This window comes from Pigmentiphaga sp. YJ18 (assembly GCF_038066655.1).
Taxonomy (GTDB): Bacteria; Pseudomonadota; Gammaproteobacteria; order Burkholderiales; family Burkholderiaceae_B; genus Pigmentiphaga.
Genome location: NZ_JBBUKU010000003.1, coordinates 348,701 through 370,503 on the forward strand (window position 1 = coordinate 348,701; position 21,803 = coordinate 370,503).

The 21,803-nt window shown below is 68.0% G+C and carries 18 protein-coding genes; 11 read left to right on the forward strand and 7 right to left on the reverse strand.

The window, feature by feature from the left end; translation table 11 throughout:
- The first annotated feature begins 2 nt into the window (after positions 1-2).
- From WKR98_RS21450 to WKR98_RS21465, 4 genes are all read left to right on the forward strand, one after another.
- A complete protein-coding gene (locus WKR98_RS21450) occupies positions 3-1,094 on the forward strand; it encodes a 4-oxalomesaconate tautomerase (RefSeq protein WP_341434621.1) in 1,092 nt (363 codons plus the stop codon).
- 175 nt (positions 1,095-1,269) lie between these two features.
- The gene (locus WKR98_RS21455; RefSeq protein WP_341434622.1) at positions 1,270-1,932 is read left to right on the forward strand and encodes a response regulator transcription factor; all 663 of its coding nucleotides are present in this window, start codon (positions 1,270-1,272) and stop codon (positions 1,930-1,932) included.
- A gap of 101 nt (positions 1,933-2,033) precedes the next feature.
- Positions 2,034-3,761: a sensor histidine kinase gene (locus WKR98_RS21460; protein WP_341434623.1), complete on the forward strand. Its 1,728-nt coding sequence runs from the start codon at positions 2,034-2,036 to the stop codon at positions 3,759-3,761.
- 351 nt (positions 3,762-4,112) lie between these two features.
- Positions 4,113-4,787, forward strand: coding sequence for an ankyrin repeat domain-containing protein (locus WKR98_RS21465; protein WP_341434624.1), 675 nt, complete (start codon positions 4,113-4,115; stop codon positions 4,785-4,787).
- 7 nt (positions 4,788-4,794) lie between these two features.
- On the opposite strand, the gene WKR98_RS21470 is transcribed toward WKR98_RS21465, so the two are convergent.
- On the reverse strand, positions 4,795-5,793 hold the full coding sequence (locus WKR98_RS21470) for a LysR substrate-binding domain-containing protein (protein ID WP_341434625.1): 999 nt from the start codon (positions 5,791-5,793) through the stop codon (positions 4,795-4,797).
- 132 nt (positions 5,794-5,925) lie between these two features.
- On the opposite strand from WKR98_RS21470, the gene WKR98_RS21475 reads away from it, so the two are divergent.
- Positions 5,926-8,217, forward strand: coding sequence for an NADP-dependent malic enzyme (locus tag WKR98_RS21475; RefSeq protein ID WP_124690809.1), 2,292 nt, complete (start codon positions 5,926-5,928; stop codon positions 8,215-8,217).
- A 24-nt stretch (positions 8,218-8,241) separates the two neighbouring features.
- Here WKR98_RS21475 and WKR98_RS21480 read toward each other — a convergent pair whose 3' ends face one another.
- Positions 8,242-9,456 (reverse strand): MFS transporter, encoded by a 1,215-nt coding sequence (locus tag WKR98_RS21480; RefSeq protein WP_124690810.1) that lies wholly within the window; start codon positions 9,454-9,456, stop codon positions 8,242-8,244.
- Positions 9,457-9,555: 99 nt separating this feature from the next.
- On the opposite strand from WKR98_RS21480, the gene WKR98_RS21485 reads away from it, so the two are divergent.
- The 3 genes from WKR98_RS21485 to WKR98_RS21495 all read left to right on the forward strand — a co-directional run bounded on the left by WKR98_RS21485 (position 9,556) and on the right by WKR98_RS21495 (position 13,854).
- Positions 9,556-10,524, forward strand: coding sequence for an AraC family transcriptional regulator (locus WKR98_RS21485; protein WP_124690811.1), 969 nt, complete (start codon positions 9,556-9,558; stop codon positions 10,522-10,524).
- Positions 10,525-10,757: 233 nt separating this feature from the next.
- Complete coding sequence (locus WKR98_RS21490; protein ID WP_341434626.1) at positions 10,758-13,253, forward strand: penicillin acylase family protein; 2,496 nt, start codon at positions 10,758-10,760, stop codon at positions 13,251-13,253.
- A 220-nt stretch (positions 13,254-13,473) separates the two neighbouring features.
- Positions 13,474-13,854 (forward strand): hypothetical protein, encoded by a 381-nt coding sequence (locus WKR98_RS21495; RefSeq protein ID WP_341434627.1) that lies wholly within the window; start codon positions 13,474-13,476, stop codon positions 13,852-13,854.
- On the opposite strand, the gene WKR98_RS21500 is transcribed toward WKR98_RS21495, so the two are convergent.
- Genes WKR98_RS21500 through WKR98_RS21520 form a run of 5 tightly spaced genes read right to left on the reverse strand, consistent with a single transcriptional unit; the run spans position 13,833 to position 19,088 of the window.
- A complete protein-coding gene (locus WKR98_RS21500; RefSeq protein ID WP_341434628.1) occupies positions 13,833-15,437 on the reverse strand; it encodes an MFS transporter in 1,605 nt (534 codons plus the stop codon). The two genes, WKR98_RS21495 and WKR98_RS21500, sit on opposite strands and share 22 nt — an antisense overlap.
- 12 nt (positions 15,438-15,449) lie before the next feature.
- Positions 15,450-17,336 (reverse strand): amidohydrolase, encoded by a 1,887-nt coding sequence (locus WKR98_RS21505; RefSeq protein ID WP_124690815.1) that lies wholly within the window; start codon positions 17,334-17,336, stop codon positions 15,450-15,452.
- On the reverse strand, positions 17,333-17,611 hold the full coding sequence (locus WKR98_RS21510) for a XapX domain-containing protein (protein WP_124690816.1): 279 nt from the start codon (positions 17,609-17,611) through the stop codon (positions 17,333-17,335). The genes WKR98_RS21505 and WKR98_RS21510 overlap by 4 nt, the downstream gene beginning before the upstream one ends.
- Positions 17,612-17,669: 58 nt before the next feature.
- A complete protein-coding gene (locus tag WKR98_RS21515; protein ID WP_124690817.1) occupies positions 17,670-18,350 on the reverse strand; it encodes a hydrolase in 681 nt (226 codons plus the stop codon).
- Positions 18,351-18,386: 36 nt separating this feature from the next.
- Positions 18,387-19,088: a pirin family protein gene (locus WKR98_RS21520; RefSeq protein ID WP_124690818.1), complete on the reverse strand. Its 702-nt coding sequence runs from the start codon at positions 19,086-19,088 to the stop codon at positions 18,387-18,389.
- 129 nt (positions 19,089-19,217) lie between these two features.
- Here WKR98_RS21520 and WKR98_RS21525 point away from each other — a divergent pair, with 129 nt between their 5' ends.
- The 3 genes from WKR98_RS21525 to WKR98_RS21535 all read left to right on the forward strand — a co-directional run bounded on the left by WKR98_RS21525 (position 19,218) and on the right by WKR98_RS21535 (position 21,799).
- On the forward strand, positions 19,218-20,138 hold the full coding sequence (locus WKR98_RS21525; protein ID WP_124690819.1) for a LysR family transcriptional regulator: 921 nt from the start codon (positions 19,218-19,220) through the stop codon (positions 20,136-20,138).
- A gap of 100 nt (positions 20,139-20,238) precedes the next feature.
- Entirely contained in the window at positions 20,239-21,135 is an 897-nt protein-coding gene (locus WKR98_RS21530; protein WP_341434629.1) for a hypothetical protein, read from the forward strand.
- Between the two features lie 100 nt (positions 21,136-21,235).
- On the forward strand, positions 21,236-21,799 hold the full coding sequence (locus WKR98_RS21535) for a hypothetical protein (RefSeq protein WP_238160159.1): 564 nt from the start codon (positions 21,236-21,238) through the stop codon (positions 21,797-21,799).
- Positions 21,800-21,803: the final 4 nt, after the last annotated feature.

Genomic DNA, 21,803 nt, shown 5'->3' on the forward strand with positions numbered 1-21,803 from the left:
CCATGCAGACGAAGATACCGTGCGTCATGATGCGAGGCGGGACCTCGCGCGGGCCTTTCTTTCTGGCCTCGGACCTTCCGTCCGATCCGGCGCGACGCGACGAGGTGCTGCTGGCCGCCATGGGATCGCCCCATTCCTACCAGGTGGACGGCATCGGCGGCGCCACGCCCTTCACCAGCAAGGTCGCCATCATCAGCCCCTCACAGCGCCCCGGCATAGACGTCGACTACCTGTTCGCCCAGGTCCTGGTGAACGAACGCCTGGTCGACACGCGCCCGAACTGCGGCAACATCCTGGGCGCGGTCGGCCCCTACGCCATCGACGCCGGACTGGTGCCGGCGCAGGGCGACGAGACGACCGTGCGCATCTTCAACGTCAACACGCAGGCGGAAGTCCACGCCATCGTGCAGACGCCGGGCGGCTCAGTGACCTACTCGGGCGATGCGGCGATCGACGGCGTGCCCGGCACCGCCGCGCCCGTCAAGCTGAACTTCCGCAGCGCCATCGGCTCCATCACCGGCAAGCTGCTGCCCACCGGCCGGCCGCTGGATGTGATCGACGGCATCGAAGTCAGCTGCGTGGACGTCGCCATGCCCATGGTGCTGTTCTCGGCGGCGCAACTGGGCAAGACCGGCCATGAAAGCGCCGAGGACCTCGATGCCGACACCGCACTGATCGCCAGGATGGAGGCCATCCGGCGCAAGGCGGGCGAATTGATGGGGCTGGGCGACGTCAGCGCGTCGGTCGTGCCCAAGATCGGGCTGCTGGCCGAACCGCAGAACGGCGGCACGATCTCGTCGCGCTACTTCGTGCCCTATTCCTGCCACCGCGCGCACGCCGTCACCGGCGCGCTGTGCGTGGCTTCCGCCTGCGCCGTGCCGGGCACCATCGCATCCCGGCTGTCGGGCCTGGACAGCACGCCGCCGCAGGGCGTGGTGCGCATCGAGCATCCGTCCGGCACGATCTCCATCGACCTCGACGTGGACCTGGTCAGCGCCACGCCCACCATCCGGCGCGCCGCGGTGATCCGCACCGCCCGCCGGCTGTTCGAAGGCAGCGTGCTGATTCCGTCCGAGGTCTGGCAGGACGCCTGACACCGGGGTCCGGACGTACGGCCGCGCCGGCGGAATCCCCACGGGACCCGCCGGCGCGGCCGTTTTTCATTTCGTGGTGGTACAGTCCTCATATCCGCAACATCGCGTTACCGTCCCTTGCCAGGCACGGGACACGGCCGACGGAAAGTTCCCGGCCCGCCAGTTCCGTTTCACCATGACCGACCTCCCTCTTTCCGCACCGGTCCTCGTCGTCGAAGACGAGCCCTCGATGCGCCAACGGATCCTGAGTCTGCTGACCGGGCTCGGCTACCCCCCAGGCGCGCTGGTCTCATGCGCCACGCTGGCCGAGGCCCGCTTCCACTTCGACGGCAACGCCCGCTTCGCGCTCGCCCTGATCGATCTCGGCCTGCCGGACGGCAGCGGCCTGGAGTTGATCGAAACGCTGCACAGGCGCGATGCCCGGACCGCCATCCTGGTGATCTCGGCCTGCACCACCGAGGACATGATCCTCGCGGCACTGAAACTGGGCGCCACCGGCTACGTCCTGAAGGAACGCGACGACCTGGAAATCACGATGTCCCTGCGCAGCGTGCTGCGCGGCGGCGCGCCCATCGACCCGTTCGTCGCCCGGCGCCTGCTGGCGCTGCTGCCCCCGCCCGCCTCGCCCGCCCCGGCACCGGCCGAGGCGCCGCTGAGCAAACGCGAGCGGGAAATCCTCGAACTGGTCGCCCAGGGCCACACCAATCGCGAGATCGCCGAGCAGCTGTTCGTCTCCCCCCACACCGCCGCATGCCACATCAAGAACATCTATCGGAAACTAGCGGTCACGTCCCGCACGCGCGCGATCCACGAAGCGCGCTCGCTTGGCTTGCTGTAATCCTGGCGCTCTGGCTGGGCCTGGCGGACACGGTCCGCGCGGATGCCTGCCGTCCGGCGATTTCCTCCATCAGCGCCGCGCGCGCGGACCACGCCCCCGACATGCCGCCCGCCACGGGCTGGGAGACCGTCACCCTGCCCGACATCTGGTCGACGCGCTGGCCCGGGCATGACGGCACGGTCTGGTACCGCGTCGAATGGACGCACTGCCCCGGCCAGGCCGTGGCCGTCTTCCTCGAATACCTCTCGATGGCAGGCGCGGGACGTCTCAACGACGATACGCTCTGGGCGGACGCAAGCCTGGTCGAACCCCTGTCGCGCGGCTGGAACCTGCCGCGCTACTCCCTGCTGCCGCCCTCGGCGCTGCGCGCCGGCACCAACACCTTGTGGTTCAGGGCGGTGGGCTACGACCGCTACAGCTCCGGGCTGGGCGGCGTACACGTCGGCCCGCCCGACGAAATCCGCCCGCTCTACGAACGGGAATGGCTGCTGCGACGCGTCCTCCCGCAGGTCAACCTGATCATCTCCATCACGCTGGGCTGCTTCTTCCTGGTGGTCTGGCTTCTGCGGCGCAACGAGCAGGCCTATGGATGGTATGCGCTGACATCGCTGGCCTGGCTGCTGTTCGGCCTGAATTCGGCCGTCACTTCCCCCTGGCCATTCGCCACCACGCACGGCTGGTCCACGTGGATCACCCTGGTGTTCACCATCTATTGCAGCGCCTTCGCCATGTTCGCCTGGCGCTTCGGCGGCCAGCGGTTCCCGCGCCTGGAAAGGGCGCTGTGGACCCTCACGGGCGCGGTGTGCGTCGCGCTGCTGGCACTGGGGCCGGTCCAGCCCAAGATCGTGTTCTATCTGGTGGCGATGGGTTATGCCGCCGTGTTCGTCGGAACCTGCGTGCAATTCCAGCTACACGCCTTGCGCACGCGCCGCCCCGAACACCTGTTCCTGGCGGCCTGCATGCTGAGTTTCCTGGTGGCCGTCACCCACGACATGCTGGCCTTCCTGCGCATCATCGACGACGTCCATGGCTACACCTCCGCCACCGCACCGTTGATGATGATAGGCATGGCCCTGGTCCTGGCCTGGAGCTTCACCACCACCCTCGGACGCGTGGAAAGGTTCAACCGCGAACTGGCCGACCACGTCGACCGGGCCCGGCGGGAACTCACGCACACGTTGGGCCGGCAGCACGAGCTGGAAGTGGCCAATGCCCGGCTGAGCGAGCGGCTGCAGATCTCCCACGACCTGCATGACGGCCTGGGCAGCTCGCTGGTGCGATCCATCGTCATGGCGGAAACAGGCAACGCCACGCTGCCGCCGCAGCACTACGTGTCCATCCTGAAAAGCCTGCGGGACGACCTGCGGCAGATCCTGGACCAGAGCTTCGCGGCCACTCCCGCGGCCGTGGCCTCGCCTGCGGACTGGATCGCGCCGCTGCGGCGCCGCTACGGCGAACTGTTCGACGAACAAGAGGTCCGGTGCGCCTGGCGGATCGCCGGGAACTGGCCCGCGGAGCCGGACCCGGCCCGCCTGCTCGCCCTGACCCGCTTTCTTGAAGAAGCCTTGACCAACGTGATCAAGCACAGCCGCGCGAGCGCGATCACCGTGACCCTGGCCGATGCCGGCCACGGAGTATTGGCGCTGAGCGTCGAGGACGACGGCGCGGGATTCGACGTCGGGCTGGCCGACCACCCCATGGCGGGCATCGGGCTGCGCAGCATGCGGGCCCGCATCGCCCGCATAGGCGGACGGCTGGAGATCGAGTCGGACGCGGGCGGCACGCGCCTGCGCGTCCACCTGCCCCCGATTACCCATTTCTCGGGATAGCCGCCGGACTCGCCCCATCCTCTAATTGCTGTCCCGGCACGTGGCCGGGACAGTCCTGAGGATTCCCATGCTTTTTCGTCCTTGCCCGTGCCAAGCACGCAAATCGCGCCTGCCCCGGGGCTTCTGGCTGCGGCTCGTCCCGGGGCGACGGCTTTTCCGGTGCCACGGCTGCCAGGCGACGCTATTCGTCCACCCCCTGCGATTGGTAGCCGTGGACAACCCGGCCGCGCACCGCACCTGACCCTGCCGGATTCATAGCTTTTTCCACTGCGGCCCATTCATATATACGATTTTCCAATCCGCCACGGCGCTCTTAACATCACGTCTCCGTTCATCCAAGGAGACTCGTGCATGCTGTGGAAGCGCCTATCCATCCACCTCGGGGTCGCAGCGACCCTGCTCGCCTCGCTGTCGGCGCCCGTGAACGGCGCCAGCCTGGACGGCCAGTTGCGCGCCGCCGCCGAACGGGGCACGGCCGCCGACGTCCGCACCCTGATCGGCCAGGGGGCGGACATCGAAGCGCGCGATGCCGCGGGCGCCACTCCCCTGCTGGCCGCCACCCACCGCAACAACGTGGAAGCGGCCCGGGCCCTGATCGACGCGGGCGCCGACGTCAACGCCAAGGACAGGATCAACGACAGCCCCTACCTGTATGCGGGCGCGCGGGGGCACAACGAAATCCTCCGGATGACGCTGGCGCATGGGGCGGACCTGAAAAGCACCAACCGCTACGGCGGCACGGCGCTGATCCCGGCCGCCGAACGCGGCCACGTCGAGACGGTCCGCATGCTGATCAAGGCGGGCGTGGACGTGAACCACGTCAACAATCTGCACTGGACCGCGCTGCTCGAAGCCATCATCCTGGGCACGGGCGGCGCCCGCCACACGGACATCGTCCGCCTGCTGGTCGATGCGCATGCCGATGTGAACCTGGCCGACGGCAACGGCGTCACCCCGCTGCGGCATGCCCGCCAACGCGGTTTCACCGCCATCGAGCGCATCCTGCTCCAAGCCGGCGCGCGCTAGCCGCCCGTCAGAACTCGGTCTGCCGCCCCGGATCCGGGGCGTCCCGCCGCATGCCCCCGCAAGCCTGGCGCACGGCCTCCAGGAAACGCCGGTGCGATTCGCTCTCGCCGCTGTCCTCGCGCACGATGGCCGCGATCGGCGGCAGGCTCCAGGCGATGGAATACGGGACGATGGCCACGCCCGCCACGTGCACCAGTTCTTCGGCGATGTCGGCGGGCAGCAGCGAGACCGCGCGCTCGGACGCGGCGATGATCTCGCCGATGAGCTTGGCGGAGTAGCCTTCGGTCATGGGCACGGGCGGCGTGACGCCCGCCCCGATGAACAGGCCGGCGACCTGCTCGCGCAGCGCGGTGTGGGGTTCGCCCAGGACCCAGTCGAGTTCGGCCAGGCGGTGCCATGAAAGCGGCGCGCGCCCCAGTTGCGCCGCCAGGCGCCGGTTGCTGATCAGCCGGGCCTGCTGGCGGTACAACGGCTCGAACGCCAGCCCCTGCAAATCCAGCATGGGACTTGCCCGCGCGATGACCACGTCCAGCGCGTGATCGCGCAGCGCGCGCAACAGGCTCTCGCTGGTGCCGTCGTGGATGCGCACGGCCAGCCGCCGGGGCTCCGCCTGCACGGCGGAGACAGCCTCGGCCACCAACCGCCCGGACACGAAGGGCGTCACCCCCACGTGCAAGCGCGCGGCCAGGCCCGCGCTGGAAGCCTCCATGTCGCGGACCAGATGCCCCAGATCCTGCAGCATGGCCCGCGCCCGGCCCGCCACGATCCGCCCGATGTCGGTGGGCGCCATGCCACGCGCCGTGCGGACGAACAGCGGCGCGCCGAACATGGCTTCCAGTTCCGACAAGGCATTGGTCACCGCCGGCTGGCTGGTCGCCATCAGTTCGGCCACGCGCGTCAGGGAGCCGAGCCGATAGACCTGCACGATCAGTTGCAGGTGACGCATCTTCAGCCGGGAAACCAGCCGGCGGACCACGTCATCAGAGGGAAATACGGAATCCGGCATGCCAGGAGTCGCCGAGATATCAGCTAAATATTATGGATATATCGCCAATTAGAATATTTCAATGATAACCGCTGCCTAGAATGGCGGGATCTTGATGCAAACCTATGCCCCAGGGCACGGAAGGACAGGAAGATGAGCACCACGATTCGCCAGGCCGCCCTCGACTACCATGAATTCCCCGTTCCGGGAAAAGTGTCGATCTACCCGACCAAGCCGCTGGTCACGCAGCGCGACCTCGCCCTGGCCTACACGCCGGGCGTCGCCGCCGCTTGCGAGGAAATCGTCGCCGACCCCGCCAATGCCTTCCGCTACACCGCCCGCGGCAACCTGGTGGGCGTGATCTCCAACGGCACCGCAGTGCTGGGCCTGGGCAACATCGGCCCGCTGGCTTCCAAGCCGGTCATGGAAGGCAAGGCCGTGCTGTTCAAGAAATTCGCCGGCATCGACGTATTCGACATCGAGATCGACGAGACCGACCCGGACAAGCTGGTGGACATCATCGCCTCGCTGGGCCCGACCTTCGGCGGGATCAATCTCGAGGACATCAAGGCGCCCGAGTGCTTCGCCGTCGAGCGCAAGCTGCGCGAGCGCATGACGATCCCCGTCTTCCACGACGACCAGCACGGCACCGCCATCACGGTCAGCGCCGCGTTCATCAACGGCCTGAAGGTGGTCGGCAAGGACATCGGACAGGTCAAGGTCGTGACCTCCGGCGCGGGCGCCGCGGCCCTGGCCTGCCTGGAATTGATGATGGACCTGGGCCTGCCGCGCGAGAACATCTGGGTCACCGACATCGAAGGCGTGGTGTACGAGGGACGCACGGTGCTGATGGACGAACAGAAGGCGTCCTTCGCGCAGCCGACCGACGCCCGCACGCTGGCCGAGGTCATCGCCGGCGCGGACGTGTTCCTGGGGCTGTCGGCCGGCGGCGTGCTCAAGCCCGGCATGGTGGCGGCCATGGCCGCCCGGCCGCTGATCCTGGCGCTGGCCAACCCCACGCCCGAGATTCTTCCCGACGCCGCCCACGCCGTGCGCGACGACGTGGTCATGGCCACGGGGCGCTCGGATTTTCCCAACCAGGTCAACAACGTGCTGTGCTTTCCCTACATCTTCCGGGGCGCGCTGGACGTAGGCGCCTCCACGATCACGCGCGAAATGGAGAAAGCCGCGGTCCACGCCATTGCCGCCCTGGCCGAGGAAGAACAGAACGAGGTGGTGGCCGCCGCGTACGGCACCTATGACCTGCGCTTCGGCCCCGACTACCTGATCCCCAAGCCCTTCGATCCGCGCCTGATCGTGCGCATCGCGCCCGCCGTGGCCGCCGCCGCGATGGCGAGCGGCGTGGCAACCCGCCCGCTGGCGGACCTGGACGCGTATGCCGAGCAGTTGCAGCAGTTCGTCTACCGCTCAGGCGCCTTCATGAAGCCGCTGTTCGCCAACGCCAAGCGTTTCGTGCGCGACGGCGGCAAGGCCCGCATCGTGTTCACCGAGGGCGAGGACGAGCGCGTGCTGCGGGCCGTGCAGGTGATCGTGGACGAAGGGCTGGCCAAGCCCATCCTGGTCGGCCGCCCCGCCGTGCTGCTCGCGCGCATCGAGAAATTCGGTCTGCGTCTGCGCCTGGGCCAGGACGTCGAGGTGACCAATCCCGAGTTCGACGAACGCTTTCACCAGTACTGGACGACGTACTGGGAAAAGATGTGCCGCCGCGGCATCACCAAGGAGATGGCGCGCGTGGAGATGCGCCGCCGCATGACCCTGATCGGCGCCATGATGGTCCACCTGGGCGACGCCGACGGCATGATCTGCGGCACCGTGGGCGCCTACCACGACCACCTGCGTTTCGTCGACGAGGTCATCGGCCGGCGGCCCGGACACGGCGTCTACGCCGCGATGAACATCCTGCTGCTGAACGAACGGACCATCGCGCTGGTGGACACGCACGTCAACGACGACCCCAGCGCCGAGCAGATCGCCGAATACACGCAGGCGGCGGCCGAGGCCATGCGCCGGCTGGACCTGGCACCCAAGACCGCGCTGCTGTCGCGCTCGAACTTCGGCTCGGGCAGTTCCGCGTCGGGCGGCAAGATGCGCCGCGCGCTGGAACTGCTGCGCGAACAGGCGCCGGACCTGGAGGTGGACGGCGAAATGCACGGCGACTGCGCGCTGGACGAGGCCCTGCGGCTGCGCATTCTGCCGTCCTCCACGCTGAAGGGCGAAGCCAACCTGCTGGTCTGCCCCAACGTGGACGCGGGCAACATCGCCTACAACCTGCTCAAGACCGCCGCTGGCGGCAACGTGGCGGTGGGGCCCTTCCTGCTGGGCGTGAACGCGCCGGTGCACATCCTGACGTCCAGCGCGACGGTCCGCCGCATCATCAACATGACCGCCCTCGCGGTGCTGGGCGCCAACGCCGGCCTGGGCTAGCGTACCGGCCGCGGGCCTGGAGCCTTATCGGGCCAGGGGCGCGGCGGCCAGTACCGGCCGCCGCCAGAACCCCCTGAACACCACCAGCGCCGCCCCCAGCAGCAGCATCGCGCTGGCCGCGAAGACGCCGTGCGCGCCTCCCGCGTCGAACACCACGCCGCCTGCGGCCGCGCCTACGGTGATGGCCAGTTGCACGGCCGCCACGATCAGCCCGCCGCCGCTCTCGGCCTCGTCGGGCACGACCCGCGTCAACCAGGTGGACCAGGCCACCGGTACCGCGCCGAAGGCCATGCCCCACAGCGCGACCAGCACGGCCGCGATCCAGGGCAGCGTCCCCGTGGCGGCCAGAACCAGGCCGATGCCGCCCATCGCCAGCGGCATCAGCAGCAGCGTCATGCGCAGGCTGCGCTGCAGCAGCAGGCCCGACAGCGACGTGCCGACGAAATTGGCCACGCCGAATCCCAGCAGCATGGCCGACAGGCCGTTGACGTCCACGCCGGGCACGCTTTCCAGGAACGGCCGCAGATAGGTGAAGAAGGCGAAGTGCCCGGTGAAAACCATGATACAGGCCCCCATGCCCAGCGCCACGCCCGGCCGCCGCAACACATCGACCAGCGTGCCCAGGCGCGTGGTGCCCGAGGGCGCCATGCGCGGCAAGGTCAGGGCCTGCCATATCAACGCCACCACGCCCAGCGACGTGGCCAGCAGGAAGACGTTGCGCCATCCGAGCAGATGGCCGAAATAGCTGCCCAGCGGCGCCGCCGCGATCGTCGCGACCGACACGCCGCCGAAGATCAGGGACAACGCACGCGGCACCATGGCCTCGGGCACGAGCCGCATCGCCGTCGCGGCCGACATCGTCCAGAACCCGCCGATGGCGATGCCCAGCAGCACCCGTCCCAACAGGATGACAGCCAGGCTGGGCGCGAAGGCGACCAGCAGGTTCGAGGCGATCAGCAGGACGGAAAACGCCATCAACACCCACCTGCGGTCGATGCCGCGCGTCGCCGCCGCGATCAGGAGGCTGGCAACCAGCGCGACCGCCGAGGTCGCCGTCACCGTCTGCCCCGCCAGACCCTCGGTCACCCCCAGGCTGGCGGCCATCGGCGTCAGCAGGCTGGCGGGCAGGAACTCGGCCGTGACCAGGCCGAACACGCCCAGCGCCAACCCGAATACCGCGCCCCAGGCGGGCCGGTCCGGCGCGGCGGCCAGGCGGCCGGGAGAAATGCATTCACTCATGACGACTTCCAGGATTGCCGAAAACCGCAGCGTATCGGCCGCACGCCAGGACTGTCTATGACGTAGGATCCTGTTTTATTGATCTATCGTCCGGAAATCATGGACACGCCCGACCTGCAACCCGTCCCCGACTTCGATCCCGCCAGTGAGCTGCTGCTCGGCATGCGGCTGGTTGGCGTCCAGTACCGGCGGATCGAACTCGCGCCCCCCTGCGGCGTGCGTTTCGGCCAGGCGCCGGGGCGCGCGCAGTTCCACTTCGTCGGCCGCGGCCCGCTGCTGCTGCGCACCGCGAGCCGGGCGCTGCACCGGCTCGACACAGGTGATGCCGTGCTGCTGCCGCATGGCGGGATGCACGAACTGCTGTCCTCGCCCGAGACGCCCAGCCGGGACATCGCCGCCTTCGAGTCGGTCGACATCTGCGAGCAGGTCTGCGCGGTCAAGCCGGTCGCCTGCCCGGCCGGCGGTCCGCTGGTCTTCAGCGGCTGCATGGAGTTCCATCTGGGCGGCATGCAGATGCTCGTGGCCTCGATGCCCGAAGTCATGCTGGTTGGCACCCTGCTCGACCGTTACCCCGAAATCCGGCCCATGCTCGATGCCATGGAGCGCGAGGCGCGGACACGGCGCGCCGGTTTCGCCGGCATCCTCGCGCGGCTGGCGGACGTGGTGTCCGCCTTCATCGTGCGCGGCTGGGTCGAGTGCGGATGCGGCGATGCCACGGGCTGGGTGCAGGCGCTGCGCGACCCCCGCCTGGGCAAGGTCATCGTCGCGCTGCACCGCGATCCGGGCCGCCCCTGGACGGTCGCGGAGCTGGCGGCGCAGATGGGCAGCTCCCGCTCGGTCTTTGCCGAACGCTTCCTGGCCGTGACCGGCATGACGCCGCTGCGCTACCTGACCGAACTGCGCATGCAGCTTGCCGTGCAATGGATAGAACGGGAACGCCAGCCCCTCGAAACGGTGGCCTACCGCCTGGGCTACGGTTCGCTGGCCGCCTTCAGCCGGGCCTTCAAGCGCGTGGTCGGGCAGCCGCCCGGCGCATTACGCGGCAGGCCGCTGGCCGCCCAGGCCTAGGCAACCGGCGCCCGCCGTTCCGGCGGCCCGCCAACCCGCCGCCCCGCTTTATGCGGAATCCCGGAAAGCGGTGCCGCCCATTCCCTCCCGTCGAAAGAGAAATCCTCATTCCTATCAATGCGTTAGGCCCGGATGGCACGATCCTGCCGGCTGGGTACGTCGCCTGCTAAAGCCCCACCGTGCTCCGGCTCGCAATGCGCGGCACATATCTATCCTTTAGACAGGAGACATCGATGGACCACGCATGGAGACGAACCGCCACGGCCTGTTCGGTCAGCGCCGCGCTGCTCTTGGCCGCTTGCGGCGGAGGAGACGACGACCCGGCACCGCCGCCCGGCGGCGGCAACACGCTTCCCGGCCTGAAGGAAAGCGTCGAGATCATCCGCGACAAATACGGCGTATCGCACATCTACGCCAAGAACCAGGAAGACATGTTCTACGCGCAGGGCTACAACGCCGCGCGCGACCGGCTGTGGCAACTGGACCAATGGCGACGCCAGGGCGAAGGCAGGATGGCCGAACAGTTCGGACCGCGCTTCGTCGAAGCCGACCGGGCAGCCCGGATGTTCCTGTACCGGGGCGACCTGGAAAAGGAATACGCCAGCTACCATCCGCAAAGCCAGGCCATCATTTCCGCTTTCGTGGCCGGCATCAACGCCTACATCGACCAGGTGAAGGCCGATCCGTCCAGGCTACCCCTGGAATTCCGGCTCACAGGCACGGAACCCGGCCACTGGCGTCCGGAAACGGTGCTGGTGCGCAAGTACGGCATCACCCGCAACATCGGTTCCGAAGTCGCTCTCGCGCGCGACGTCACGGCGATGGGCGCGAAGAAGGTGCAGGAACTCAGCCTGTTCGAACCGCCCATCGACCTGCAGGTGCCCGGCGGCGTGGACCTGTCGCAGATCGATGGCTCGATCATGAACGCCTACAACCTCGGCCATGCCGCCGCGCGCTTCCAGGCCAGCGACTTCCCCGGCAGTCCGTTGGGCGCGAAGGCCCGCGACACGCTGGCCAAGGCCTTGTCGGGTCCCGACGAGCCCGCCGCCGCCAGCAGCGCGGCCGAGGGCATGGCCCGCGCCAACACGCGCCGCATCGCCCGCTACGAGAGCAACAACTGGACGATCTCGGGCGCGCGCACCGCATCGGGCAGACCCATCCTGTCCAACGATCCGCACCGGGCCCTGTCCATGCCTTCGCTGCGCTACATGGTGCACCTGAACTCGCCCGGCTGGAACGTCATCGGCGCGGGCGAGCCGGCGCTGCCCGGCGTATCCATCGGACACAACGACCGCGTCGCCTTCGGCCTGACCATCTTCTCGTTCGGCGACGAGGAGGACCTGTACGTCTACGAGACCAATCCCGCCAACCGCGACGAATACCGCTACCAGGGCAAGTGGGAAAAGATGCGCCGGATCGAGGAAACGATCAAGGTGCGGGGCCAGGCCGACGTGAAGGCGACGATCAAATTCACCCGCCACGGCCCCGTGCTGCACGAGGACGCCGCCCGGGGCAAGGCCTACGCCGTGCGCGCCGCCTACCTGGAGTTTCCCGGCACCGCCGCCTACCTGGCCAGCCTGCGCCTGAACCAGGCGCGGAACTGGGACGAGTTCACCGCCGGCATGGCTCGCCACTACACCCCCGGCGAGAACATGGTGTATGCCGACGTGGACGGCAACATCGGCTGGTTCGGCGGCGCGCTCGCCCCCATCCGGCCCAAGGCCGGATGGTCGGGCCTGCTACCGGTCCCGGGCGACGGCACCTACGAATGGGACGGCATCCTGCCGGGCACCTCGCTGCCGCGCGTGCTGAATCCGGCCAAGGGGTTCTACGCCACGGCCAACGAGTACAACGTGCCGGACGACTATGCGCGCAAGGACATGTCGGCACGCGAATGGTCGGACCCGAATCGGGTGCAGCGCATCGGCGAGGTCCTGGGCAGCGCGCGCGGCCTGACCGTACAGGACACGGCCAAGCTGCAGTACGACGATCTGTCCATCCCCGCGCGCGAGCTGATGGGCCTGGCATCGGGCCTGTCCTCGCCCGATGCCGAGGTCGCCGACGCGCTGCAACGGCTCAAGGCCTGGAACCACCGCATGTCCGCCGACTCGGTGGCCGCCACCATCTATGAGTTCTGGCAGTACGTCATCGTCGCCAAGGTCTCGGACCTGTACGTGCCGGCCGCCAGCCGCGACACGTTCGGCGACCTGGACAAGCGGCTGGTGATGAACAAGCTCAAGGAACCCGACGCGACCTTCGGTGCTGAACCCGTCCAGGGCCGCGACGCGCTGCTGGTCGATGCGCTGAAGGCGGGGCTCGCCAACCTGAAGGAGGTGCTGGGCAACGATCCCGCCAAGTGGAAATGGGGGGACCTGTTCCACATCAAGTTCGACCACCAGCTGGCGGCGCTGCTGCCGGCCGGCCAGCGCGCCGCGCTGGGGACCGAACGCTATCCGATGAGCGGCAACATCGAGACGGTGTACCTGGGCGCCTATGGCGCCGATTTCCGCAAGATCCACGGCGCGTCCTACCGGCAGGCCATCGATGTGGGCAACTGGGACAACTCGCTGGCCATGAACGTGCCGGGCCAGTCATCCGATCCCGAAAGCCCCTACTACAAGAACCTGCTGCCGCTGTGGGTCAAGGGGGAACTCTTCCCCATGGCCTTCAGCCGGCAAAAGGTCGACAGCCTGAAGGCGGACAGCATCACGCTGCAACCGGCGCGTTGAGCGGTCCGGGGCGCGGCCGCCGCGACCGCGCCCCGATGGAACCGATGGCTAGTATCGGGAGCTTTGCCTACCCAAGCACGCGACACCTCTTTATCCTCCGAACGAGCCTGTGAAAAGCGCTCGCCAAGAGCCTGTCCGCCATCCTTCTATCCAAGACCCATGCCCGTGCGTCATCTCGGCTTAGCCGCAGAGCCCCTAGCGCTCGGCCAAGGAAGCACGCATGAAACTCAGTTCCCTTGTCTGCAAGAGCTGCGATCAGCTGTTCGATTGCCAGCCCAACTGCCCGCCGCACTCCCACCTTCGTCTCGAAGCCACGGAAGTCGCACGCACCACGCTGGATCCTTCGCAGCCCCCGCCCGTCTATCAGCTCCGCTATGTCTGCCTGCGATGCCAGACCCGGTGGGTCATGCGCTTCAGCCAGCTTGGCATTCCGCAAGGCTTCATGCTCTACCCCGGCGGACTGCAGACCGACTGCCCGGCCGCCGCCGAGGCCGCTCTGCAGGACAGCCAGCAAGCCGAGGCCTGGCACGCCGGCGAAGAACCCGCGACCGAGACGATCGACATCTCGGACACATACGATCAGATTGCCGTCCGGCTATGAACCGCCAGTAGGTGGCGCACCGCGGGCCGCTCCGGCCCCCGGTGAAAGTGCAGCACCTCCGCCTGGATATCGGCATCGGCCTTCGAGACCCGCTTGTGCTGGCGCAGATGCTCGGCCCAGGACTCCACCTGGAACCATTCCAGCATCAGCCCCGGCTCGGCCGCGTCTTCGGTCACACCCCAGGCATAGGCCCCATCGCGGCGCCGCTCGGCCGATAGCCGCTCCAGCACGCGCAGGAAGGCCACGCGATCGGCGGGGTCGATCCGGTACTCGACCAGGATCAGCACCGGCCCCCTGTCATTCTCCACCGGCGCGGCCGTCAAGGGTTCGGGCCAGTGATTCGAGGGCACCAGGTCGGCCTCGCCCTTGGGCAGCTTGAGCACGTGGGACACCACGCCCACGATCACCAGCCCCGCGGCGCCCGCCAGCAAGGCGGCGGGCACGCCTACCCACTCGGCCACCGCGCCCCAGGCCAGGCTGCCAGCGGTCATCGCGCCATTGAACACGGTCAGGTAGACGGCCAGCGAACGACCGCGCACCCAGTTGGGCAGGATGGCCTGCGCCGTGCCGTTGAGCGTGGTCAGTGCGGTGATCCACGCCGCCCCCAGCACCAGCAGGCCCACCACCGCCAACCACTGCGGCGGCGCGAAGGACAGGCCAGCCATGACCGCCGCCGTCACCAGCGCCGCCGTCAACAGCAGGCCGTCGGCATCCAGCTTGTCGCGCAGCTTGGGCATGGCCACGGCCCCGCCTATCGCGCCCATGCCCACGGCGCCCAGCAGAATGCCGTAGAACCCCGCCCCGCCCCCCAGCAGCCCGCGCGCCACCAGCGGCAGCAACGCCCAGACCGAACTGGCCAGCGCGAAGAAACAGAACGCGCGCACCAGCACGACGTGCAGTTCCCGGCTGGCCCGCGCATAGCGCAATCCCGCCCGGAACGCGCCCGGGAACTGCTCCGACAGTTCGTCGCGAGGCGTGGGCGGCCGGCGCCACCACAGCAGCGCGGCGATCACGAAGGCATAGCTGATGACGTCCACGCCGTAGGTGACCGCACCGCCCAGGCTCGCCAGGATCAAGCCGCCCAGCGCGGGGCCGATGGCGCGCGCGATGTTGATGCCGAGCGAGTTCAGCGCCACGCCATTCTTGATGTCCTTCTTGTCCACCAGCTCGGGCACGATGGCCTGCCAGGTCGGCCCCATCAGCGCCGCCCCGATGCCGCCGAGGAAGGTCAGCGCGACCAGCGAACCGATGGTCTGCAAGCCCCAGGCCGTGAGCAGCATCAGGCTGATACTGACGCAGGCCAGCAGCACCTGGATCGCGATCAGGAATTTGCGCCGGTCCAGGATGTCCGACAGCACGCCGGCCGGAATGGCCAGGAGGAAGACGGGCAGCGTGGCGGCGGCCTGCACCATGGCCACCGCCGTGGGCGAGGTCGACAGGTCCGTCATCAGCCAGGAACTGGCCACGTCGCGGATGAAGCTGCCGGTGTTGCCGATGATCGTCGCGCCCCACAGCACGGCGAACAGCTTCTGCTTCAGCGGACCGAAGCCGCCCTGGGAAGTGCTCTTGACCGCTACGCTCACGTCGCGTCCTCCTCAGACGGCCCAGCAGGAGCAGCCCAGCGCTCCGAAGAAACCCCGCGCATCGGACACCGGCAGCTTCGACGCCCAGGCCCGGGCATGCTCGTGCCCATGCAGGCCGCAGGCCTGCGCGCAGCCGCACGCGGCCACCCGGCGGTAGCCCAGCGAATGGCGGCCCGCGCCCTCGGGCTCGCCCCAGGCGCCATAGCCGCCAAACACGCGCGCGGGAGACCAGTCCGGCATCGGCGGCGGCAACGGGTTGTCGTCCAGGCCGGCAAAGCCACCCGCGCCGTAGACGATGCGGCCGCCCACCATGGTCAGCTCCGAGGTCAGGAAGGAGATCTCGTCCTCGCCGCAGGCGAAGAAATCCTTGTCGGGCACGATCAGGTCGGCCAACTGCCCAGGGGCGATACGGCCCCGCCGTCCTTCCTCGTTCGAGAACCAGGCCACCTTCTCGGTCCACATGCGCAGCGCCGTCTCGCGATCCAGGCAATTGCGCCGCGGATACAGCGACAGCCCGCCCACCGTCTTGCCGGTGATCATCCAGGCCAGCGACACCCAGGGGTTGTAGGACGCCACGCGCGTGGCGTCGGTACCCGCCGACACCTTCACGCCCTTCTCCAGCATGCGGGCGATGGGCGGCGTGGCCTCGGCCGCGGCGGCGCCGTAGCGTTCGACGAAATACTCGCCCTGGTAGGCCATGCGATGCTGCACGGCAATCCCCCCGCCCAGCGCCGCGATGCGGTCGATGGACCGGTCGGAGATGGTCTCGGCATGATCGAAGAACCAGTTCAGGCCCTTCAGCGGAATGTCGCGGTCGACCTTCTCGAACACGTCCAGCGCGCGCGAAATGGTCTCGTCATAGGTCGCATGCAGGCGCCACGGCCAGCGGTTCTGCGCCAGAATGCGCACCACCTCCTCCAGGTCGCCTTCCATCTGCGGCGGCATCTCGGGACGCGGCTGGCGGAAGTCCTCGAAATCGGCGGCCGAGAACACCAGCATCTCGCCCGCGCCGTTGTGGCGAAAGTAATCGTCGCCCTGCTTGTATGTAACGCTGGAGGTCCAGTTCAGGAAATCCTCCTTCTCGTGTTTCGGCTTCTGCGTGAACAGGTTGTAGGCCAGGCGTACCGTCAGTTGGCCGTCGTCGGCCAGTTTCCGGACCACCGCGTAATCGTCGGGGTAGTTCTGGAAACCGCCTCCGGCATCGATCACGCCGGTCACCCCCAGCCGGTTCAGCTCGCGCATGAAGTGCCGCGTGGAGTTGACCTGGTAGTCGAACGGCAGCGTGGGGCCCTTGGCCAGCGTGGCGTACAGGATCTGCGCGTTCGGCTTGGCCAGCAACAGCCCCGTGGGATTGCCCTGGGCGTCGCGCGTGATCTCTCCGCCCGGCGGCTCGGGCGTATCCCTGGTATAGCCTACCGCTCGCAGCGCCGCGCCGTTGAGCAGCGCGCGGTCATACAGGTGCAGCAGGAAGACCGGCGTATCGGGCGCCACCGCGTTGATCTCGGCGATGGTCGGCAGGCGTTTCTCGGCGAACTGGTGCTCGGTGAAACCGCCCACCACGCGCACCCACTGCGGGGGCGGCGTGATCGCGACCTGCCGGCGCAGCATGTCCATCGCGTCGGCCAGCGAACGCACGCCATCCCAGCGCAGCTCCATGTTGAAGTTGAGCCCGCCGCGTATCACGTGGGTGTGGTTGTCGATCAATCCGGGTAGCACGCCGCGGCCGCCCAGATCGACGATCCGGGTCGCCGGCCCCGCCAGGGCCATGATTTCCCGATCGTCGCCCACGGCCAGGAAACGCCCGTCCTTGACCGCGACGGCGCAGGCCGACGGATTGGCCCGATCCAACGTGGTGATGCGGCCATGCCGCAGGATGAGGTCGGCGGTGGATGCGCTCATGATTGCTCCTCGGTGGACCGGGTGGAAGGCGCGGCCTGGTTGCGGCCGGGCAGTTGGCCGAACACGTGCGCGACGGCCGAGGACTTGTCGCAAGCGGACATGAACGCGGACCCGGCCAGCCACTGCTTGCCGACGGGGATGACCTGTTCGCCCACCAGGATGCCCAGCAGGCCGACCAGGGCCACCAGCGGAGGCGCGGGCGAGCGGACGTTCAGCAGGCTGTAGACGATGCCGACCAAGAGGCCGGCCCCCAATGACAGTACATAGAGTTTCATCGCTGACCTCGACGATCGACTGTCGCGCGCGGCCGGGAGCCGGCACGCGCGCGGAGGTTTACCTGGCCGGGTTGGGGCCGATCCGCTCGCCGTGCTGGACGCGCTCCGCGCCATTGTGCACGTGGGTGATGGCATAGTCGATGCCCATGCCGTAGGCGCCCGAATGTTCCTTCACGATGCCGGTCACGGCGTCATAGGTTTCCTTGCGGGCCCAGTCGCGCTGCCATTCCAGCATGACCTGCTGCCAGGTCACCGGCACGGCGCCCGCCTGCACCATGCGGTCCATCGCGTACTTGTGCGCATCCAGCGACGTACCGCCCGAGGCATCCGCCACCATGTAGATCTCGTAGCCGCCCTCCTTCATCGCGCACAGCGCGAAGGTGGTGTTGCAGACCTCAGTCCAAAGCCCCGACACGACGATCTTCTTGCGCCCGTTGGCGGCCAGCGCGTCGCGCACGTTCTGGTCGTCCCACGAATTCATCGAGGTGCGTTCGAGGATCTTGTTCTGCGGGAACACCGCCAGCAGCTCGGGGTAGGTGTTGCCCGAGAAGCTGTCGGTCTCCACCGTCGTGAGGGTGGTCGGGATATCGAACACCCTGGCCGCCTTGGCCAGCGCCACGACGTTGTTCTTCAGGACCTGGCGGTCGATCGACTGCACGCCGAAAGCCATCTGCGGCTGCTGGTCGATGAAGATGATCTGGCTGTTCTGCGGGGTCAGGACGTCTAGATAATGAGACATGGCGGTTCTCCGTTGGGGAAACGATCAGGAAATGTGTCAGCCGGCCACGTCCACGAGGACGAGTTCGGTATCTTCGATGGCGGTCAGGCGTATCACGTCCTCGTCCCGGATCGCGGCGCCGTCCCGCGCCCGCAACTCCACGCCGTTGACGTCCACGCGGCCGGTGGCCGGCACCAGGTAGCCGTAGCGGCCGGCTCCCAGGCGGTACTCCGCGGTCTCGCCCGCCTTCAGCGTGGCGCCGGAAACCCGCGCATCGGCGCGAATGGGCAAGGCATCCTCGTCTCCCTGCATGCCGCTGGCCAGCGCGACGAACTGGCCAGAACGGTCGCCCTTGGGAAACGGCTTGGCCCCCCACGACGGCTGGCCGCCGCGGCTGTCCGGAAAGATCCAGATCTGGAAGATGCGCGTCACGCCGGGTTCCAGGTTGTATTCGGAGTGCCGGATGCCCGAACCCGCGCTCATGACCTGGACGTCCCCCGCCTCGGTGCGGCCGCGGCTGCCCAGGTTGTCCTGATGGGTGATGGCGCCTTCCCGGACGTAGGTGATGATTTCCATGTCGGCATGGGGATGCGCCGGGAAGCCGGTGCCCGGGGCGATGGTGTCATCGTTCCAGACCCGCAGGGCGCCCCAGTTCATGCGGGCCGGGTCGACATAGCCGGCGAACGAGAAATGGTGCTTGGCATCGAGCCATCCGTGGTTGGCTCCACCCAGGCTCTCGTAGGGACGACGTTCGATCATGATGTTCTCCGCTTTCGTTTGCTTCGATGTAGAGAACTATAAGAACTCGTCGGCACCATTGAAATAGAATTAATTGAAAACCATACTTTCCATTTTTTAGGTCTACACCGACGCATTCGAGAGGAATCCATGAGCAGACTCCCCGACCTGGAAGCCTGGGCGATCTTCGCCAAGGTGGCCGAAACCGGGTCATTCGCCCGGGCGGCGGCCGAACTGTCTCTGTCCCAGGCCACCGTCTCCAAGGCGGTCTCACGCCTGGAGGGACGAATGAAGGCCGTGCTGTTCCACCGCACCTCGCGCCGCATCTCCCTGACCGAGAGCGGGCTGGCCGCGCTGGAGCGCGCCTCGCGCATCCTGGAAGAGGGCGAGGCCGTCGAGGCGGAAGTGGCCGAGCAGTCCAGCAGCCCGCGCGGGCCGATACGGATGACCGCACCCATGTCCTTCGGCATCTCGCACGTGGCGCCGGTACTGCCTCCGTTCCTCGCGCGCTATCCCGAGGTCAACCTGGATGTCCACTTCAGCGACGAACAGGTCGATCTGGTGGAAAAGCGCTTCGACCTGGCGCTGCGCATTTCCACGCTGGCAGACTCCAGCCTGCTCGTGCGCCGGCTGTGCACCGTGCGCATCCTGCTGGTGGGTTCCCCCGCCTACTTCGAACAGTACGGACGGCCCCGGCATCCGCGTGAACTCGCCCGGCATCGCGCGCTGCAGTACGCCTACGCGCGCGGCGGGTCGAGCTGGCGCTTCCGCCATGCGCGCCATGGAGAATTCACCCAGGCCATGCCCACGCCGCTGCGCGTGAACAATGCCGAGGCGCTGACGCCCGCCTTGCGCGCCGGCGCCGGCCTGGCCCTGCAGCCCGAATTCCTGGCCTGGCAGGACCTGCAATCCGGCACGCTGGAAACGGCCATGGACGACTGGCAGGTCGACCCCATCGCGCTGCACCTCGTCACGCCGCCCGGACGCGGCAGGCCGGCCCGCGTGCAGGCGCTGATGGAGTACCTGACCACGCACTTCGTCGGCGAACCGTGGGCGCAGGCGATCGACTGACCCGGCCTGCCGTATCATCGATCGATGCGGCCGACACATGCCTGACACACGCGCCGACGATCATTCCCGCGGGCGCGAGGTCCCTACAAAGGAGAAAACCATGGCATGGCTGAAGGTCGCGGCGCTGGGCGCGGCGTGGGCGATGGTCGGAGCGGCGCAGGCCGACGTCCCGACATCGCGGGAATACAAGGTGCTGCTCAAGCCCGCGCTGTTCGCGGACCATCCCAAGAACGCGTCCAACGCGTACCTGGCCGACCTGAAGGCCGCGCTGGCCTCCGCCGGCTTCGACCGCAGCATCGGCGGCAGCTTCGCCAAGGACAAGGAACGCACCGTGCGCTTCTATGACTCGCCGGGCAGCTGCCAGCTGCGCGCGCAGTCCTATTCCTTCCGCGAACGCGTGAGCGACAAGCGCGAATCGACGCTGAAGTTCCGCTCGACCTCCCAGTCCGCTGCCGCGGGCGTCACCATCGCCGGCAGCGAATCGGGCGCCGACTCCAAGTTCGAGATGGACAAGACCGCCTCGGCCACGGCCTATTCCCGTTCGACCAAGCAGGATTTCTCGAACGGCAAGAACCTGAACAAGATGAAGGACGTCACGGACCTCTATCCCGTCGCGACCGGCCTGGACGTCGTGCGGGACGACCCGCTCGTCGTGGTGGGCGGCCTGTCGATCTGGGAGAAAACCTACGATGGTCCGGACAGCGACCTGGGCCAGCAAGGGGCCGACTTCACCGTCTCGCTCTGGTACCTGAACGAGAACGACAGCACCCCCGTCGTGGCCGAGGCCTCGTTCACGGTCGAAGCCAGCGGCGGCGACTTCACGACCAAGGTCACCCAGCGTTCCGAACTCATCTTCGACACCATGACCCGGATGAATTCCTGGACGGCGCCCACCGCCATTCCGAAGACGAACTGGGTCTATCAGTACAACCCGTCGTTCTGCTCGACCAGCCAGGGCGCGGAAATGGAAGCGTCGGCCACGGCGCAGCCGTTCTGATCGCCGGCGCCCCGGCCAGTGCCGGGGCGCCGGCGTTTGCTCCTTCTGAAATATTTCATTACATTCACTCCCTCATAGAAAAGCACCGGGGGAGTTGCAGATGTTCATTCGTTCAGCCATGGCCGCGGCCTGCATCGGCGCATTGGGCGCATGCGCGTCGATCACCAGCGACAGCATGCAGACCCTGCGGGTCGAAACACTCGACAAGGACGGCAAGAGCGTGGCGGGCGCGGCGTGCACGCTGTCCAATGACCGGGGCGTCTTCAATGCCACGACCCCGGCCACGGTCTCGGTCAGGAAATCCTCGGAAGACCTCTCCATCGACTGCAAGAAGGACGGCGAGCCGGCAGCAGCCACCGGCCGGCTGATCTCTCGCGCCGGCGCCGGCATGTTCGGCAACATCATCATCGGCGGCGGCATCGGTGCCATCATCGACCACAGCAAGGGCGTGGCCTACAACTATCCCGACTGGGTACAACTGATCTTCGGCGAGCCCCAGGTCTTCGACCGGATGCATCGCGAGGATGGCAAGCCCACGCAAAGCCTGGCGGCCGTCGAGAAAGCCAAGGAAGGTCCCGCGGGCGCCGCCGAGGTCGCGCGGAACGATGCACCGGCCGCGGCGGCGCCGGCCGCGGAAGGCCCCGCCGGCCAGCCCGGCAACTAAGGCG

What these genes read in the sequence shown, in the direction of transcription:
- WKR98_RS21450 (WP_341434621.1), top strand. Translation starts at nt 3, where the DNA reads ATGCAGACGAAGATACCGTGCGTCATGATGCGAGGCGGGACCTCGCGC.
- WKR98_RS21455 (WP_341434622.1), top strand. Translation starts at nt 1,270, where the DNA reads ATGACCGACCTCCCTCTTTCCGCACCGGTCCTCGTCGTCGAAGACGAG.
- WKR98_RS21460 (WP_341434623.1), top strand. Translation starts at nt 2,034, where the DNA reads ATGCCGCCCGCCACGGGCTGGGAGACCGTCACCCTGCCCGACATCTGG.
- WKR98_RS21465 (WP_341434624.1), top strand. Translation starts at nt 4,113, where the DNA reads ATGCTGTGGAAGCGCCTATCCATCCACCTCGGGGTCGCAGCGACCCTG.
- WKR98_RS21470 (WP_341434625.1), bottom strand. Translation starts at nt 5,793, where the DNA reads ATGCCGGATTCCGTATTTCCCTCTGATGACGTGGTCCGCCGGCTGGTT.
- WKR98_RS21475 (WP_124690809.1), top strand. Translation starts at nt 5,926, where the DNA reads ATGAGCACCACGATTCGCCAGGCCGCCCTCGACTACCATGAATTCCCC.
- WKR98_RS21480 (WP_124690810.1), bottom strand. Translation starts at nt 9,456, where the DNA reads ATGAGTGAATGCATTTCTCCCGGCCGCCTGGCCGCCGCGCCGGACCGG.
- WKR98_RS21485 (WP_124690811.1), top strand. Translation starts at nt 9,556, where the DNA reads ATGGACACGCCCGACCTGCAACCCGTCCCCGACTTCGATCCCGCCAGT.
- WKR98_RS21490 (WP_341434626.1), top strand. Translation starts at nt 10,758, where the DNA reads ATGGACCACGCATGGAGACGAACCGCCACGGCCTGTTCGGTCAGCGCC.
- WKR98_RS21495 (WP_341434627.1), top strand. Translation starts at nt 13,474, where the DNA reads ATGAAACTCAGTTCCCTTGTCTGCAAGAGCTGCGATCAGCTGTTCGAT.
- WKR98_RS21505 (WP_124690815.1), bottom strand. Translation starts at nt 17,336, where the DNA reads ATGAGCGCATCCACCGCCGACCTCATCCTGCGGCATGGCCGCATCACC.
- WKR98_RS21510 (WP_124690816.1), bottom strand. Translation starts at nt 17,611, where the DNA reads ATGAAACTCTATGTACTGTCATTGGGGGCCGGCCTCTTGGTCGGCATC.
- WKR98_RS21515 (WP_124690817.1), bottom strand. Translation starts at nt 18,350, where the DNA reads ATGTCTCATTATCTAGACGTCCTGACCCCGCAGAACAGCCAGATCATC.
- WKR98_RS21520 (WP_124690818.1), bottom strand. Translation starts at nt 19,088, where the DNA reads ATGATCGAACGTCGTCCCTACGAGAGCCTGGGTGGAGCCAACCACGGA.
- WKR98_RS21525 (WP_124690819.1), top strand. Translation starts at nt 19,218, where the DNA reads ATGAGCAGACTCCCCGACCTGGAAGCCTGGGCGATCTTCGCCAAGGTG.
- WKR98_RS21530 (WP_341434629.1), top strand. Translation starts at nt 20,239, where the DNA reads ATGGCATGGCTGAAGGTCGCGGCGCTGGGCGCGGCGTGGGCGATGGTC.
- WKR98_RS21535 (WP_238160159.1), top strand. Translation starts at nt 21,236, where the DNA reads ATGTTCATTCGTTCAGCCATGGCCGCGGCCTGCATCGGCGCATTGGGC.